Annotated in this window: 15 protein-coding genes and 2 pseudogenes; 7 read left to right on the top strand and 10 right to left on the bottom strand. The window is 60.0% G+C overall.

The genetic code is table 11. From position 1 onward, the window contains the following. Positions 1-52: 52 nt before the first annotated feature. Positions 53-445, bottom strand: coding sequence for a hypothetical protein (locus AC0V2S_RS23810; protein WP_475511871.1), 393 nt, complete (start codon positions 443-445; stop codon positions 53-55). 95 nt (positions 446-540) lie between these two features. Between AC0V2S_RS23810 and AC0V2S_RS23805 the strand changes: the two genes are divergently transcribed. After that, positions 541-1,763, top strand: a protein-coding gene (locus tag AC0V2S_RS23805; protein ID WP_475508031.1) for an IS3 family transposase whose coding sequence is annotated in 2 segments (ribosomal slippage) — positions 541-892 and positions 892-1,763 — 1,224 coding nt in all. Because the reading frame shifts where the segments join, the coding sequence is not laid out codon by codon here. Between the two features lie 19 nt (positions 1,764-1,782). On the opposite strand, the gene AC0V2S_RS23800 is transcribed toward AC0V2S_RS23805, so the two are convergent. From AC0V2S_RS23800 to AC0V2S_RS23785, 4 genes are all read right to left on the bottom strand, one after another. Beyond that, a complete protein-coding gene (locus AC0V2S_RS23800) occupies positions 1,783-2,049 on the bottom strand; it encodes a putative signal transducing protein (protein ID WP_475511870.1) in 267 nt (88 codons plus the stop codon). A 200-nt stretch (positions 2,050-2,249) separates the two neighbouring features. Beyond that, positions 2,250-2,363, bottom strand: coding sequence for a type II toxin-antitoxin system CcdA family antitoxin (locus AC0V2S_RS23795; RefSeq protein ID WP_475511901.1), 114 nt, complete (start codon positions 2,361-2,363; stop codon positions 2,250-2,252). A 118-nt stretch (positions 2,364-2,481) separates the two neighbouring features. Beyond that, positions 2,482-2,859, bottom strand: coding sequence for a helix-turn-helix domain-containing protein (locus AC0V2S_RS23790; protein ID WP_475511869.1), 378 nt, complete (start codon positions 2,857-2,859; stop codon positions 2,482-2,484). Next, positions 2,856-4,190: a HipA domain-containing protein gene (locus tag AC0V2S_RS23785; RefSeq protein ID WP_475511868.1), complete on the bottom strand. Its 1,335-nt coding sequence runs from the start codon at positions 4,188-4,190 to the stop codon at positions 2,856-2,858. The genes AC0V2S_RS23790 and AC0V2S_RS23785 overlap by 4 nt, the downstream gene beginning before the upstream one ends. 286 nt (positions 4,191-4,476) lie before the next feature. Between AC0V2S_RS23785 and AC0V2S_RS23780 the strand changes: the two genes are divergently transcribed. Together AC0V2S_RS23780 and AC0V2S_RS23775 are read left to right on the top strand one after the other, a co-directional pair. Next, positions 4,477-5,019 carry a DUF3833 domain-containing protein gene (locus AC0V2S_RS23780; protein ID WP_475511867.1) on the top strand — a complete coding sequence of 181 codons (543 nt, stop codon included), beginning with the start codon at positions 4,477-4,479 and terminating at the stop codon, positions 5,017-5,019. 29 nt (positions 5,020-5,048) lie between these two features. Beyond that, the gene (locus AC0V2S_RS23775; RefSeq protein ID WP_475511866.1) at positions 5,049-5,354 is read left to right on the top strand and encodes a DUF6482 family protein; all 306 of its coding nucleotides are present in this window, start codon (positions 5,049-5,051) and stop codon (positions 5,352-5,354) included. A gap of 242 nt (positions 5,355-5,596) precedes the next feature. Here the strand turns inward: AC0V2S_RS23775 and AC0V2S_RS23770 are convergent, their stop codons facing one another. Then, positions 5,597-6,406, bottom strand: coding sequence for an acyl-CoA desaturase (locus tag AC0V2S_RS23770; RefSeq protein ID WP_475511900.1), 810 nt, complete (start codon positions 6,404-6,406; stop codon positions 5,597-5,599). A gap of 13 nt (positions 6,407-6,419) precedes the next feature. Further along, positions 6,420-7,115, bottom strand: coding sequence for a hypothetical protein (locus AC0V2S_RS23765; RefSeq protein WP_475511865.1), 696 nt, complete (start codon positions 7,113-7,115; stop codon positions 6,420-6,422). A gap of 328 nt (positions 7,116-7,443) precedes the next feature. On the opposite strand from AC0V2S_RS23765, the pseudogene AC0V2S_RS23760 reads away from it, so the two are divergent. Continuing rightward, positions 7,444-7,955: pseudogene (locus AC0V2S_RS23760) on the top strand (DinB family protein). On the opposite strand, the gene AC0V2S_RS23755 reads toward AC0V2S_RS23760, so the two are convergent. The 3 genes from AC0V2S_RS23755 to AC0V2S_RS23745 are packed head-to-tail and all read right to left on the bottom strand — an operon-like array spanning position 7,952 to position 10,961. Continuing rightward, entirely contained in the window at positions 7,952-8,389 is a 438-nt protein-coding gene (locus AC0V2S_RS23755; protein WP_475511864.1) for a thiol-disulfide oxidoreductase DCC family protein, read from the bottom strand. The pseudogene AC0V2S_RS23760 and the gene AC0V2S_RS23755 overlap by 4 nt on opposite strands. Before the next feature lie 38 nt (positions 8,390-8,427). Then, positions 8,428-8,667, bottom strand: coding sequence for a response regulator (locus tag AC0V2S_RS23750; protein WP_475511863.1), 240 nt, complete (start codon positions 8,665-8,667; stop codon positions 8,428-8,430). 26 nt (positions 8,668-8,693) lie between these two features. Continuing rightward, positions 8,694-10,961, bottom strand: a complete 2,268-nt coding sequence (locus tag AC0V2S_RS23745; RefSeq protein WP_475511899.1) for a GAF domain-containing hybrid sensor histidine kinase/response regulator — start codon at positions 10,959-10,961, stop codon at positions 8,694-8,696. Between the two features lie 279 nt (positions 10,962-11,240). Between AC0V2S_RS23745 and AC0V2S_RS23740 the strand changes: the two genes are divergently transcribed. The 3 genes and pseudogenes from AC0V2S_RS23740 to AC0V2S_RS23730 all read left to right on the top strand — a co-directional run bounded on the left by AC0V2S_RS23740 (position 11,241) and on the right by AC0V2S_RS23730 (position 14,632). Beyond that, on the top strand, positions 11,241-12,530 hold the full coding sequence (locus AC0V2S_RS23740; RefSeq protein ID WP_475511862.1) for a DUF3300 domain-containing protein: 1,290 nt from the start codon (positions 11,241-11,243) through the stop codon (positions 12,528-12,530). A gap of 14 nt (positions 12,531-12,544) precedes the next feature. After that, entirely contained in the window at positions 12,545-13,447 is a 903-nt protein-coding gene (locus AC0V2S_RS23735; protein WP_475511861.1) for a DUF2950 domain-containing protein, read from the top strand. A gap of 40 nt (positions 13,448-13,487) precedes the next feature. Continuing rightward, a pseudogene (locus AC0V2S_RS23730) lies at positions 13,488-14,632 on the top strand (AI-2E family transporter). The last annotated feature ends 17 nt before the right edge of the window (positions 14,633-14,649 follow it).

The following is a 14,649-nucleotide window of genomic DNA, read 5'->3' as shown; positions in this document are numbered from 1 at the left end:
TCGACTGCAAATTAAAGCAGTCAAATAAATCTGCCCCATCCCAGGCCAATTTCTACCGGCAGGCCTGCCTATCAATATCAAACCTATCAAGCAACCGACCGCTTTCTGTCGAATAAACAAACCGAAGCGTTAACCCCATGCTCAACGGTGAGTTTTCACTTGTCTGGCCAGCGCATTGTCGTTCAACCACGGAAGCACGCAGTGCGCTGAGATCAAATTCCTTCGCGTAGGTATCGAAATCAAGGAGTGTCACATTGACGGCAATAACGTAGTCGTCAGTGAACGTAGCCTTGGTCAGCACGCTGATTTCATCGAGCTGTATTGGCGTCTTCGCGTTGATTTTTTCGACCTCTGCCCTCGCCTGCTCGGCTAGCGAAGCTGCCTGACGGGGTGCCGGCCCGATGCCCACAATCCACTTTCCTATTACCCCAACCGCGATGGCCAACAGGATGACATACCGCCATTTGAGGGGCTTTTTTGTGTTCGCTGTCCCGTCCTGAATAAGGTTTACACCTTCTGACCTATTTTCAGGAGGACTCAATGGATTCGGGGAAAAGGCGCAGCCAGCGCGATTACACCTTGGCTTTTAAACTGGCGGTCGTTGATCAAGTCGAAAAAGGCGAGTTGAGTTATAAAGACGCTCAAACCCGCTATGGCATCCAGGGCAGGTCGACAGTGTTGGTGTGGTTACGCAAGCATGGTCGGCAGGACTGGAGCCAAGGCGCCTCCATTCGAGTTCAGAGGACCCGTGCCGTGAACGAGCCATCTGCACCGCTGACGCCAGAACAGCGGATCAAAGAGCTTGAAGAGCAGCTCGCCTTGAGCAACCAGAAGGCTCAATTTTTTGAAGCTGTCGTGAATGTTCTAAAGAACGACTACGGCGTTTCCATCGTAAAAAAGCGACCCGGCAAGTCCTCTCGCAAGGGCAAATCGAAGGCCTGAGTGTTACCAGGGCTTGCCTGTTCATGGGGATTTCGCGCCAGGCTTACTACAAGCGAATCTGGGCCGCCGAAGCCCGCGACCAGCATGATCAGAACGTGCTGGAGTTTGTCTTGGAGAAGCGCCGTCGCCAGCCAAGACTGGGGACGCGCAAGCTGCATCACTTGCTGCATATCGACGCTGAAGCGGGCCTACAAGTTGGTCGGGATCGCTTGTTCACGATCTTGCGAGAGGCCCGAGAACTGGTGCCTCGCAAGCGTGCCTACCACAAAACCACCCACAGCCATCATCGGTTCCGGCGCCATCCCAACCTGCTAAAAGAAGGGCCTGCACAAATCGTTGCTACGGGGCCTGAGCAAGTTTGGGTGGCCGACATAACCTACCTGCCGACCCAAGAAAACGTGGCGTATCTAAGCCTGGTGACAGATGCCTTCTCGCGAAAAATTGTGGGACACCACGTGCATGAGACGTTACACACAGAGTCGGTACTCAAGGCTTTGAAAAAAGCCGTGGGCGAGCGAAAAACTGATCAGCAGTTGGTCCATCACTCAGACCGTGGCGCGCAGTACTGCTCGGACCTTTACCAACGTCTGCACATCAAGCACGGCATCACTTGCTCCATGACCGATGGCTACGACTGTTACCAGAACGCGATGGCCGAGCGGGTGAACGGGATTTTGAAGATGGAGTTCCTGCTGCATCGCCCCAAAAACCTCGCGCACGCACGGAAGATGGTGGACGAGTCAGTGGGGATTTATAACGAAGAGCGGCCACATCTGGCCTTGGAATACAAAACGCCCGATGCGGTGCATCGGGCGTTTTGAGAGTGAAACAGGTGTAAACCTATTTCAGGACTAGACACGCCTTGGGTGCTTCGTGCCCTTGCTCGGCGATCAGGTCTTCGCTGAAATCGGTCGCCAATATGGTGCGGGCTTGTTCGACGAAGGCGTCTGGCACTTGCAGTCGCACGCCGCCCATGGCGTTGGAGTAGAGCCAGTCGGCGGTGATGGTGTGTTCGTCGGCGACGAACGCGGGAATACCTTCGGATTCCAGTTTGGCGCGGGCGATGTGCGCTTCGATGGCTAATGAATAACGAGCGATGGTGATCATGACGTCCCTGTCTTATCGAGGCTGAAAGGCGGTGTTTTCAGTGGGACGCCGAACGCCCCTGCTGCGCGAAGTGACCGCATGAGAAGCACTTATGCGCCCTGCTCCACCGCTGCGGCTAACGATGCGGTTTTTTTTACCCCAGGACGCAAGCCGTGCGGTATTGGGCCACGGCATCGATCACGCGCTACGTCCAGTTTTCGTCAGAAGCGACGTAAGCCGTCGCTGAACACTCCACGGGTTTCCACGTCGTCGTTGTAGGCACAAATGGCCGGGCGGTTTTCCGCTAGCCATTGAATGGCGCAAGCGCTGGTCAAGGTGAGCAAAGGTGGCGTGACTGAGGTCAGCGACGTTAAGCCGTAAGGCCGGTTTGCCGAGAGTGAAACGAAGGGGACTTAGTCCCCTTTTTTGTGCTCGCTGAATGGTCCAGCCGGATCAAGGCGCCACGCGGTCGTTCTTAGGAAAAGAAGACCGCGCCGGTGAAACGGAGGGAACGGCAAAGCCGGCCTTGTTTTTCTGCGCATCGGCGGCGTTGAGATCTACCGGGCTGAGGTGGGCCAGGCCGATCGTCAGGCCAAACTTCTTGAATACGGCTTCTAGCGTCGCTAGCGTCGGATTGCCGCGGTCGACCTCTAGCTGCGACAGCGCCCGCTTCGAAATTTTGCAGGCAATGGCGAACCGTTCCTGGTTGATGCCCAGAAGGTTTTCGCGCAGGCGTTTGACGGCGCCACCGAGCGTCAACTTCCCTTGGGCGACCTCCTGGGCCACGGATTGAATGTAGGCTTTGCGTTCTTCCAGAGGCATCTCTTTCATATCAACCCCCATTCCTTCAGGCGAGTATCCAGATTGTTGAGCGGAATGCTTCGCGCGTTGCGCACGCTGGCGGGCAGGTTCACCAGCAAGTCGGGCAACGCGCGAAAGCGTTGGGCCTTGTCGCGCAGCGCATCGAAATACACATCCTCGTAAGCCGCGCCCGCCAGCGAATGGCATGCCTGCCTCCAATCGGGTGCTCCCGCCCTCTCGTGCTCCCACTTCAACACCCTGGATATTCCGTCAGGGTCGAGAACCATGGGCGCCAAATCGTAGATAGGCGCTAGCTTCAACTTGCCGCCGCCCCGAATGATCGAGATGTTTCTGCCATGATTGTCCGAGTTGCCCAGAATGCGGTTCAGTAGATCCCTGGCGATGTACTCGACGGCCAGGTCAAACAGCTCATCCTCCTGCCCTGCCATCTTCCAGATTTCACCAAGACGGCCAAGCACGAATTCATGGCCCAGAAATGCGCCGTTCTCAGTAACGCCACATAGCGAGTAAATAGACTCTACCGGGTGGCGAAGAATGCCCTGCTCCGTTACCTCGCGGTCAAAGCGGGGCATCCATAGGCTGGGTTTGTGCTCATCGTCATCAATAAGCTCCAATCCATCCATCGAGATGGTGTTCATACCGATCTCGGTGATCGCGCAGTAGTACTGGTACTCGGCTCTCAGGATGTCTTTATCGACAGCCGCTGCTCGGTTTCTGGGGAACTTTACGAACCAATGCCGCTTGGTCTGCTCAACCGCTAGCGTGGCCTCAGCGAACAGTTGGCCGTTATGGTTTTCCGCCAGCAACAGCTTGGGCGCTTCACCACCAGCGCCTGTCGCGCCGCCGATAGCGGCACCTTGCTCGTAGGCATACTCCAGAAAATCGGCGTTGCGCTCGGCCACCTCCTGGCGGGTGAAGCCCATGGGTTCGCCTTCATTCAGGTAGGGAAGCGATTGCTTGATCCGCATGTGCCCGATTGGCGATGGCGTACAGCGCTCCAGAAGGAACAGATCGAGGGCGATGTCATCAGGCTTGCGGGTCGCGAATCGCTTCTTGAGCGAACGAAAAGCTGCGCCTGCCGGAATGATATCCAGCAGGAATGCCGGGTAGCCTCGCGAGGTGCTTATGTTCATGTCCAGACGATGCACAACGCTTACGGAGTTCTCGAAGAACGAGTTCTCGTGCTCCATGTTGTTGACGTAGAAACGCGTGAGGTAACCCGTGATGCAGGTGCCCTCACGCGGATTCAACGGATCTTCGAACCTCAAGCTGTAGGCGTCTTGCCAGACACCCTCAGCGAACACTTGAACAGTAAGCTCTTTGGCCACGATAGAACCCATCATCAGCGCATTATAATGCTACTGAGAATAGCCATAACGAAAAAATAGAGCAATATAATGCACCAATTCATCTAAAGATGCGTCCTTCAGCGCATTAAAATGCGCTGAATCCTCATGATCAGACCAAGAGCTATCAGCCAAAAATCTCAAGCACAGAAATTCACCCTCTTCCGCCCTTGCCCACAAAAACCTATACACCAAATAATATCTGTATAAGTATTTCCCCAAGACGCGGCACCGCACGTTGCCTGTCAGGCAAGGCAAGCCGCCTCCGAGGAGAACGACAATGCGAGCCAAAATTTGGTTGTTATGCGCCCTGCTGCTAAGCGGTTGCGGCGGTGTAGAGGTTAGTCACTACGCGGCAGAGCGCCCGCAGTTCGACTTGCCCGGTTTCTTCTCCCGGCCGATGCAGGCCTGGGGCATCTTCCAGAATCGCTCGGGCGAAGTGGTCAAGCGCTTCACGGTCGACATCACCAGCCACCGTGAAGGCGAGAAGCTGATTCTCGATGAGCGCTTTCTCTACAGCGACGGTACCCGCCAGCAACGCGTGTGGACTCTGGTGCCGACTGCCGATGGCCAGTGGCGAGGCCGCGCCGCCGATGTTATTGGTGAAGCCAAGGGCGAGCTCGCCGGCAACGCGTTGCGCTGGCGCTATCAACTGAAGCTGGACGTGGATGGCACGACCTGGAATGTCGATTTCGATGACTGGATGTACCTGATGGACGAGGACACCCTCATCAACCGGTCGAGCATGAGCAAGCTCGGCGTGGAACTCGGCCAGGTGACCCTCTTCTTCCGACGCAGCCCCGCCCCGGCGGCGAATAACTGAGAACGTCTGACTGGCAGGAGGACCTGGCAATGAATCTCCATCAACTGGGCGAGGCGGCGCGGGCAGGCCGTATCGAGGGATTTGAAGTGGTGTCCCTGGAGGGCGGCTTTTACCTCCTGCAAGCACGGCTCGCCTCGGGTATTCAGCTCGTGCGGGACGAGCAAGGCAAGGTGCTGCACCTGCGCTCGACCACCCAAGTGCGCGAGCTGCTGCAGGAGCTGCCCCGCTTGCCCTGTGAACTGATCCAGCACTGCGTCCACGACGAAATGTGCGGCACGCGCGAAGGGCCGATAGAACCGCTGCGGCTGCCGCTGTCACTTGAGCAGCGTTGGTGAAAGGTTGGTAACGGCCAATAGCTGGCGTTCGCTGCAGACAGCAATGCGCCCTCCCTGCATCAAAAAGCATCGCGGCTGAAGCCGCTCCTACAGGGGGTCGCAGCTACTTGTGGGAGCGGCTTCAGCCGCGATGATTTTGGTCTTACGTGGCGGGCAGACAAGACGCTTCTGGCCGATTGCAGCCGGTCTTCACTGGCAGTATCGGCCATTAGCTGCCGGTCATACATTCACGCGAGCACACTTTAGTCGTTGCGGTACATGACATCTTCAGCCCCCACTTTCAGTGCGGTGATCCCTTCGCGGGGTGGCAGGTTGCTTGGCACATTCACATCCCAGGCGAGGCCAACACGCTGGAGAAGCTGGATAAAGTGCCAACCAAGGTCGATCTGACCGGGATATAGACCATGGCGAGCTGAGGCCGGAAACGCATGGTGGTTGTTGTGCCAACTCTCACCGAAGGTAGGGATGGCGGCAATCGGAACGTCATGGGCCTGTACCCCGGCGCCATCCACCTGCCAGGTCTGGGGACCTTGGGTGTGGGCGAAGTAGGAAATGAACCAGTGCATGGTTGTACAAGCCGCCACCCGGACCGGCACACCCCACACGAGCCAAGGCATGCCCCCGATCAGGTAAAGGGCAATCGCGATGGGAAGCTGCTGGAGCATCCAAGTCTTTTCAAGGAACTGGTAGAAGCGGTCGTTCGCTATCTCCGGGCCTGGATTGAAGCCTGGCGGGTGATCGAGCACGAACTTGCAGTGCAGGTTGTACCATGCGTCCTTGAAAAGCCCCTCCCTGTGGGCAAGGTAGTCATGGCATGCAGGCTGCCGCTGGGACCAGTCGCGAGTGTCGTGTGTGCGAATGGTCCAGAACGGGCCGCCGATGCCGACGATGGTCCCCATCCACACCAGGAAGCGCTCAGTGGACTTGGAGCATTTAAAACTGCGGTGAATTAGGCGCCGATGAAAACCCACCGAATGCCCCGCACAAAGGGTCACCGCACTTAGCGTAAGGAAGACCAGGAACGCGCCCCAGCTGAAATGGAGGGGGGCCAGTACTAGGGCGCTGCTAAAGATGAAGCTGTTCCAGAGCGACCGCCACTTGTCCCAGACAATGGTTCCTGTCAGTGGGCTGGCCCCGTTGTCCAGAACTAGCGAATTGACTTTGAACGCGCCGGACGCAGCACCTGCGTGAGTGGACATCAGAAATCTCCGATAGGACAAAAGCGGTGGCCAGTAGCGGCAGCGCAATCATGCTTGCCGAGCAGGCAACAAGAATCAGGTACTCGAAGTAATGCCTGGGCGTCGGAGATACCGGGCCGGAAGGCAGTATCTCGGCCCGAACCTCAGCCACTCTGCGCTCCAGCAGCTCCGGATAGGAGTAGCCCTGATACAGAGTTCGACTGTGCTTCCCGCGCACGAATGCCGAGAAGCTGCGTTTGGGAACGAGACATGTGCCCATGCTGACCAGCGGAAGGCAAAACAGTGTGCTGAAAGGATTGGGGTACCGGCCAGCGGCAAACTCCCAGGCGGCCATTTCGAATTCGCCCGTTGGGCGGAACGGGTAGCCAGTGAGGACATGGTGGATGTCGTGGAGAGGCAATGCTTGGCGGCGCCACTCGAAATTGGGAAGGTAGACCTTTAGGTCGCGGCAACCCAGGAGGGACCAGCGTTTGTCACGGATGCCTCCATCGGCAGGGAATCCATTATGGCTGTAGAACTGAGTGACTGCTTCTTTCAATGAAGCATTCGGATCGATTTCCATATCGCCTGACTCCTTTCAGGTTTTGCAGTGCCGCGCAGGTCGCGCAGGTGAGCGTTGTAGCGGGCGAACTTCATGGGTACGAAGCCGGATACCATCAGCTTCATCATTGTTGACGCAGCAAGAGTATGGATCAACGAAATGTTCTCGAAAATCACAAACGCACGATGTCCGCCTCTGGCGGATTGCAGCCTGTGGCGACTGGCTGCAATCGGCCAGCAGCAGACACCGAGCTCGCCTGACAGCGGTGTTCCCCGCTTATAAAAACATGCGCTATCGCAGCGGGTTAACCTATGCGCCGAACTGAAGTCGACGCGCCGGGGAGAACGTCATGTTGGTGGATGCATACCGCTACAAAGTGTGGGCCGATGAGCGCACCCTGCAGGCCGTAACAGACCTTGAACGGCAGGACCCTGCCTCGCCCTCGCTGGCGTTCATGCGCCAACAACTCAACCATATGGTCATCGTTGAGGAGCTGTTTAAAGCCCGTCTGCTGGCGAGCAAGCGCCACATCGCGCGACCAACACCGAGGTGGTTCCCAGCCTGCAAGCGCTCACGCAGCGCCTGGCAGCCTGCAATGCCTGGGCAACCGATTACCTGGCGCGGACCAATTCGGCGCAGCTTGGTCGCTTGGTAGTCTTTGTGTTTGCCGACGGGCAGAACGGGGCTATGACGTGCGAGGAAATGCTGTTTCACCTGATCAATCACGGTACTTACCACCGGGGGGCGATTGGTCACGCTCTGGATCTGGCCGGCGGCAAACGCCCGGCGGATACCTACAGCGTATTTGTTCACGGCATAGAGCCTGAGCGTCGTCAGGGCGGGTCAGGGCGCCGCTTCTAAAAAGCGTTTTTATGGTCAGCAGTAAGCAGTGGGCAAGCCTCATGTTTACCGAACAGCCGATACCGATTCAGCGCTATACGGTCGTAAAGCCAATCCCGTATTGGCCGGGGACAAACGCGCAGCGCTCTCAGCAGGGGCCACGGTGCTGGCAGCTGCGCGATCACTTCGAAAAACGCGTCTGACCGCACCCAGTAGTGGGTGTTTCTGATGACGGCCATGGTGTCGAATTCATTCACCGGCAGCCCGGCCCAGGCGAGCAACAGTTGGCCTTCGGGTGACTGCACGGTGGCGAGTCGAACTCGCCGATCAGCGTCGTGACGAATCAGAAACTTGGCCCAGCCGTTACACAGTTTGCAGACCCCGTCGAAGAGCACCACGGTTTCTCCGTGGGCGAGCAGCGGCGCGGGCATAGGGCGACTCAAGTAGGCAGGCATAGGGACGGTTTCCGAAGAAGAGACGCTTGTGGGCTGTTTCAAGACTCGCCGCCAAGTTCAGCTAAACGTTCTGCCAACTCGCTCTTGCGGAACGGTTTCGCAAGGCGCGGCAGGTCCGGGTCGAGCCCTTCAAGCTCGGCATAGCCTGAGACGAGGAGCACGGCCGTGTCGGGCCGGGTTGTACGCACCCGCCTGGCCAAGTCGGTACCACTGATGCCGGGCATAAGGTGGTCCGTGACGAGCAGGTCAAACGGCTGCCCGGCGTCGAGCAGCCGCATGGCCTCCTCGCCAGACGCGACCTCGATCACGCTAAGCCCAGGTCTGCGAGCATGTAGGAGGTGCTGGTGCGAACCAGCTCTTCATCGTCGACCAGCAGCACCACGCCTCGCACCGAGCGGGGCTCCGGCGCGTCGACACTGCGCGACGCCGCTACCGGCACGGTTTGGCTGCGCGGCAACCAAAGCTCCACGTTGGTGCCCAGACCGGGCGAGCTCTGAATCGTCAGCGCGCCGTTCAGCTGGGAGGCCAGACCGTGTGCCATCGAGAGGCCCAGGCCCGTTCCTTTACCGACGCCCTTGGTGGAAAAGAATGGCTCGACCGCTCGGGCGAGCGTGGCCGCGTCCATGCCGGTGCCGGTATCGGCGACCGACAGACACAGATATTCGCCTGCCGGAAGGCCAGAACGGTGCCCCGTGCTGACCGATGCGGTGCTCGCCGATATCCGCATCGTTCCGCCCTCAAGCATGGCGTCGCGTGCGTTTACGGAGAGATTGAGCAGTGCCATTTCGAGCTGGTTCGGGTCGGCAATCGCTGCCGGCAGATTGCCCGGCGCATCGACGACCACCTTGATTTGCGGCCCGCTGGTGCTGGCCACCAGTTCGCCCATGTCGCTCACCAGTTTCACCACGTCGACCGCTACGGCCTGGAGCGGCTGACGGCGAGCGAAGGCGAGCAAGCGCTGGACGAGGGTCGCCGCTCGGTCGGCCGATTGCATGGCGCCGGCGATAAGCCGCTGTTCCCGCTCGCTTCCCACGCCCCGGCGTTGCAGCAAGTCGAGCGTGCCGACGATGGGGGTGAGCAGATTGTTGAAGTCGTGGGCCACGCCACCGGTCAACTGCCCCATGGCTTCCATTTTCTGACTCTGGCGCAGCGCCGCCTGAACTTCTTCGCGCTCGGCAACGGCCCGAGCTACGCGGCCTTCGAGTGTGGCATTGAGCACGCGTAGGTTTTCTTCGGCGGCCTTGCGGGCGGTGATTTCCACTGCCGTGCCGGTAACGCGCAGGCAGCGGCCAGCCGAATCGAACACGCCCCGGCCCTTGGCCGCCACCCAGCGAACCACGCCATCCTCCTTGCCGATGGTGCGGTAGTCGACGTCGTAGACCGCACGGCGATCAGGGTCGGCAGCGGCGGCGAAGGCTTCGCTGGTCGCTTCTCGATCGTCGGGATGCAAGCCCTCGTAGAAGTCATTCATGGTGACGGGCACATCGGCCGAGATGCCGAACAACGCTTTGGTTCGTTGCGGCCAAATCAGCGTGTTCTGCACCAGGTCCACGTCCCAGAAGCCAACCTCGGCGTGGTCGACGGCAAGGCGCAAGCGCTCCTCGCTGACCCGGATGGCGGTTTGCGCGTGAGCGCGGTGCACCACAAGCCCGATGGTTTGCACCACGAAGTCAACGATCTCGGTATCTTCCGAGCGTGGCGTGCGCGACTCAGGGTGGTACAGCACAAAGGTGCCGACCACGCTGCCCTGCGCCGAACGAATTGGGGTTGACCAGCACACGTTCAGAGCATGCCTCGTGGCCAGCTCTCGGAACTCGGCCCAACGGGGGTCACGCGCGATATCCGATGGGAGATCAGACTCGCCTGCTATGCACGGGCCGACAGCGATGCTTTCCAGGTCATCCGTAAAAGCGCTCGGCAGGCTTGGTCCTGCGCAATGGCGCAGATACCTGCCCTCCTCGTCCAGAAGCAAGATGTTTCCCAGAAAACAGGACGTGGACAGCGCTTCAACCTCGCGGACGATTGCATCAAGCGTGACGTTGAGGGGCGTTTCTTCAACGGCCAGTTCCAGAATGCGGTTCTGCGCAGCGCCAAGTTCTGCCGCGCGGCTTCGCGCTCGGGTAAGGCGCGCGTTCTCAATGGCAATCGTGGCCAAGCGCGCCAGACTTTCCAGGCGTTTGATCGTATCGGGGTCGTGGCTGCGAACATCCGACCAGTAAGCGCCGAGCGCGGCGACGGGCACCGGTTTACCGATGGGCACCATCACCAGGCTACGAACGAACGTTGGCGCGTAGGCGTCCTGCGGAATGCGCGAGTCCAGCCGCACGTCAGGGATGGCGACCGTTTCACCGTGGCGCATCACCCATCCGGAAATGCAGTGGTCGGCAGGAAAGCTCTGGCCTTGCCAAAGCGCAGTTACCGCATCTTCGGCGACATACGAACAGTAGCCGTCACTGGCAATGACGACCGCAATGCCTTCCGCGCCGACAGTGGCCCGCGCGGTGTCGCGCAGCACGGCCACGACTTCGTCTACCGAACCGGCCATCACCAGCCGCTCACTGGCATTCAGCACATGAGACAAGGCCTCATCACCGTATGTATTTACCGGAACAGTAGGCAAACCGATCTCCCAACGACAGCCACAGGTATTTTTTTCAGCACACTGATTCAAATGAATGCAAAGCATCGCTCAATTTGAAGACGGGTGAAATGGTGCGTGGAAAATCTGTAACCGCGTAGGGCTGCCGCACGCCCAATTTACGGCACGTTACGCAATGCTGTGCTAGACCGATCTAGCCCACTACTCAATTCATTCGTCTGCGCCCTGCCTGTAACCCTCAGGAGAATCGTCATGCATGTCCTTCGCGGCATCCCGATGTGGTCGTTACTGGTCATGTTGGCCGCCATGCCGTGCTCGCTTTGGGCTGCCGAGGCCGGCGCTCCGGCCGCCACCGAGCAGGTGTTTAGCGCGCAGGAACGGGATCAGATGCTCGCGCCCCTGGCGCTATATCCCGACGCCCTGCTGGCTCAGGTGCTGATGGCCGCCACCTATCCCGGCGATGTCGCCGATGCTGCGGCCTGGTCCAAGGCCAATCCAAAGGCCACGGGCGACGATGCGGTGCGCCAGGTGGCCGATAAACCCTGGGACCCCAGCGTGCAATCACTGGTGGCCTTCCCGGCGGTGCTGGCCACGCTTGGCCAGGACCCGGCCTGGGTACAGCGCGTCGGCGATGCGTTTCTGGCCCAGCCGGATGCGGTGATGGAGTCGGTGCAGCGCCTGCGCCGTCAGGCCATGGAAGCCGGGAACCTGAGTTCCAACGACAAACAGAAAGTGAGCGAACAGCCGGTAACGACCACCTCGTCCTCCACTAGCACCCAGACCATCATCATCGAGTCGGCCGACCCGCAGGTGATTTACGTGCCCAGCTACAACCCCACGGTGGTGTATGGCACCTGGCCGTATCCGGCGTATCCGCCGGTGTATTACCCGCCGCCGCCCGGTTATTACTTTGGTAGCGCGGTGGTGGCAGGAATCGGTTTTGCCGTCGGCGTGGCGGTGGTCGACTCGCTATGGGGCGACTGCAATTGGGGACGCGGCGACGTCGATATCGACGTGAACCGCTACAACAACATCAACGTCAACCGCCAGATCAACGCCCAGAACAACACTTGGAAGCACGACCCGACGCACCGTGACGGTGTGCCCTACCGTGACCGCACCAGCCGCGAGCAGTACGGGCAGCGTCTGGCCAATGGCGACCAACGCGAAGCCCTGCGTGGCCGTGACACCGCCGCCCAGCGCGACCGTGCGCGGCAGAGCCTGGAAAAAAGTGGTTTTGAAAGCCCGGCCACCAATAACCGCGAGGCACGTGACCGCGCTCAGGCAGCGGACCGCAACATGCGCACTGCCGACCACAGTCAAAAACGCGAACAGCACCGCGAACAACAGCGCCCCGCTACCCGCAGCACCCGCGACAATGCGTTCGCCGGGGCGCGTGAACCGGACCGCGCGCGCGCCAACCAACAACGCGGGCACGCCAGCCAGGCCGCGGCCCGGCGACCTCAGTCGGCGCGTACCGGCGGGCATGCTGTCAGTCGCCCGGCGGCGTCCTCTTCCCGCGGTGCCGCCCGGCGGCGCTGACAAGGAGCTTGGTTATGAATGCAGTGATGCGCTTTGCGTTGCTTGCCCTGCTGGTGCTACCGGCTTCCCTCGTGCAGGCCCAGCAACACTTCGAGAATCCCCAGGCGGCGGCCGACGCGTTTGTCGCCGCGTTGGGTACGACGAAAGCAGACGAAAAACGCCTGGTCGCGCTGCTCGGCGAAGACTGGCGGCGCTATGTTCCGGCGGTGGGCGTGGAGCGTGAAGACGTCGAAGCCTTCCTCACGCTGTACCGGGAAAAGCACGAAATACGCAGCCAGGCCGAGGGCTATTCGTTGCTGGCCGTGGGCGAGCAAGGCTGGGAGTTGCCGTTGCCGCTGGTGCACGGCAAACAAGGCTGGGGCTTCGATGCCAAGGCCGGCGTGCCGCTTATTCGTCAGCGGCGTATTGGCCGCAACGAAGAGGCGACCTTGCAGGCCGTACGCGCTTACCACGACGCGCAGATGGATTACGCCGAGGTGGACCGCGACGGCGATGGTGTTCTCGAATACGCGCAAAAGTTCGTGAGCAGCAAGGGCCAGCACGACGGCCTGTACTGGCCCGATCAGAACGGTGAGCCGCCCAGCCCGCTGGGCGCGTTATTCGTCGATGGGCTGCCCAGCGGCGGGTGGCACGGCTACCACTACCGCATCCTTACCGCCCAGGGGCCCTCGGCGCCCGGCGGCGCCTATAACTACCTGTTGGGCGAAAACATGAGCCGTGGCTTCGCCTTGGTCGCCTGGCCGGTAACCTACGGCGACAGCGGGGTGATGAGTTTTATGATCAGCCATGACGGCAGCGTCTTCGAAAAAGACCTGGGCCCCGACGGTGGCAAGCAGGCCTCGGCCATGACCCGCTTCGACCCTGACAGCAGTTGGCAGGCAGTGAACGATACAGACGGCGCCGCCGGTAGCCAGTGACGGATAGCGGCATTCACATCGCACAGCAAGGAGCTCAGCCATGTTAGGTACAAACATTTCCGCAAGGGCGTTATCCGGTGGTTTGCTCGATGTTTTGATTCGCGCCGGGCTGATCACGGTACTGGTGCTGTTCTGTTTCCAGATCTTCGAACCGTTCCTCAATCTGATGCTCTGGGCAATGATCCTGGCCATAACCCTGTACCCGTTGCACACCCTGCTCAAGCGCAAGCTGGGCAACAAGGATGGCCGCACCGCGACCCTGATCGTGGTGGTCGCCCTGGCCTTGCTGATGGTGCCGATTTACTTGCTGGGCACATCGATCAGTGAGTCGGTCAACGGCACCCTGGCGATACTCAAGTCCGACAGCGTGACCATTCCGCTGCCCAACGAAAAAATCGCCACCCTGCCGCTCATTGGCAAACCGCTCTACGCCTTTTGGTATCAGTCGGCGACCGACATGAGCAGCGTGGTGGCGAAGTTGATGCCGTACTTCAAAACGATCGGCTTAACGGTGTTGGAAAAGCTGGCCGGTGTTGGCGTGGGCTTTTTGTTGTTTATCGGTGCCCTGATCATTGCCGGTGTGCTGATGGCTTATGGCGACACCGGCGAACGCAGCGCCATCGCGATCGCCACCCGCCTGTCCGGCCCTGAGCGCGGTCCGCGCATCGCCACCCTGTGCACCGCGACCATCCGCGCGGTCGCCCAGGGCGTGGTAGGTATCGCCTTTATCCAGATGCTGCTGGTGGGCGTCGGCTTCGTGCTTATGGGGTGCCCGGTGCCGGGCTGCTGGCCATGGTCGCGCTGTTGATGGGCATCATGCAGTTGCCGGTGATTCTCGTGACGGTGCCGGTAATCGCCTATGTCTTTGCCACTGACGGCACCACGCTCGGTACTGTCGTGTTCTGCATCTACAGCCTGATTGCCGGCATGTCTGACAACGTGCTCAAGCCATTGATGCTGGGCCGCGGCGTGGATGTGCCGATGCCGGTGATTCTGATTGGTGCCTTGGGCGGGATGGTCAGCGGCGGGTTTATCGGCCTGTTCATTGGGCCGGTGATGCTGGCGGTGGCCTATCAGCTGTTCTGGCAGTGGGTCGACGACCAGCCGCACGTCGATGCGCTGGATGAACAGCTGAGCGATGAGCAACTGCGAGCTGAGACGGCGAACACGCTTCCGCCGGTCTGAGCGCATGCGCTTCAAGG

The organism is Pseudomonas sp. CC11G, from assembly GCF_056174845.1.
The sequence above is the reverse complement of the archived record's forward strand: the minus strand, read 5'-3'. Positions and strand labels throughout refer to the sequence as shown.